Origin of the sequence: Bacillus sp. GMs2/2 (genome assembly GCF_050172095.1) — a bacterium.
Classification (GTDB): domain Bacteria; phylum Bacillota; class Bacilli; order Bacillales; family Bacillaceae_G; genus Bacillus_A; species Bacillus_A cereus.
In genome coordinates this window covers 1-1,284 of record NZ_JBNLYE010000691.1, presented here as the reverse complement: position 1 = coordinate 1,284, position 1,284 = coordinate 1, and the positions used below count along the sequence as shown (strand labels likewise).

Sequence of the window (1,284 nt, the reverse complement as noted above, 5' to 3'; positions counted from 1 at the left end):
AAAAATATATTCAGGGAAGAAATGTAATTAAAAAAATTGGAGAGTATGTAAAACCTCTAGGAACCAATTTATTAGTTATTGTAGATGAATGTGTTTGGCATCTTGTTGGTGAAAAAGTTATGGAAAGCTTTCATAAACAAAATCTAAGCTTTGAAAAAGTCGGTTTTAATGGTGAAAGTTCTGAAAATGAAATTGCAAGAATTGAGAAAATAGGAAAAGAATTTGGTGCTGATGTAATCATTGGTATTGGTGGTGGTAAATCAGTAGACACAGCAAAAGCGGTAGGAGAAATTCTTTCGGCCAAAGTTGTAAGCGTTCCCACTATTGCCTCAACAGATGCACCAACCAGTTCTCTTTCTGTTATTTACTCTGATGATGGAGTATTTGAGAAATACAAATTTTATTTAAAAAATCCGGATATTATTTTAGTAGATTCCCAAGTCATTGCACAAGCTCCATCCAGATTTTTAGCTGCTGGGATTGGAGACGGAATGGCTACATGGATTGAAGCTAGAGCAAATTTAGAATCTCGAAAACCCGCTATGGCTGGAGGACTCTCTACCCTAGCAGCTGCTAAGATTGCAGAACTCTGTTGGGATACCTTATTTCAATATGGAGAAGCTGCTCTTTTAGCAGTTAAACAAAAAACTGTTACTCCAGCAGTTGAAGCCGTAATAGAGGCAAACACCTTGCTTAGTGGCCTTGGATTTGAAAGTGTGGGGTTAGCTGCAGCTCATGCCATCCATAATGGTTTTACTGTTTTACATGATAAGACTCATGATTTGATGCATGGAGAAAAGGTTGCATTTGGCACATTAGTACAAATGGCATTGGAATCTTGGACAACTGAAGAACTATATAACTACATTGATTTCTGTATCAAGCTTGGCTTACCTACTACACTTGAAGATTTGAACCTAGGTGATGCAAGTAAAGAAGAATTGATGAAAGTGGCTGAAGCTGCCTGTCAAGATGGTGAAACTATACATAATATGCCATTTGAAATTTCACCAGAAATGGTCTTTGATGCAATTATTGCTGCTGATGCTTATGCTACTGAGTATAAATTAAAAAAATTAGTTCAAAATTACAATCCAAAAAATTAATTAAGTGTATATTACACATTATTTAATTTTGTATGTGTCCTTTTAAGAATTTAGCAAAATTACAATACTATATATTAGAAACTAAATAAGCATTAAAATTGTATATATCATGAAATAATCTGAAGACTTCATCCAACATATAAGAGCACGAAATATTTAAATGAATCATAGCATTATG

Annotated in this window: 1 protein-coding gene; it reads left to right on the top strand. The window is 34.1% G+C overall.

The genetic code is table 11. The annotated features are described in order from the left end of the window. The coding region (locus ACQGS6_RS28720; RefSeq protein ID WP_426966045.1) for a glycerol dehydrogenase at positions 1–1,106 on the top strand (1,106 nt) is incomplete at its 5' end. Positions 1,107–1,284: the final 178 nt, after the last annotated feature.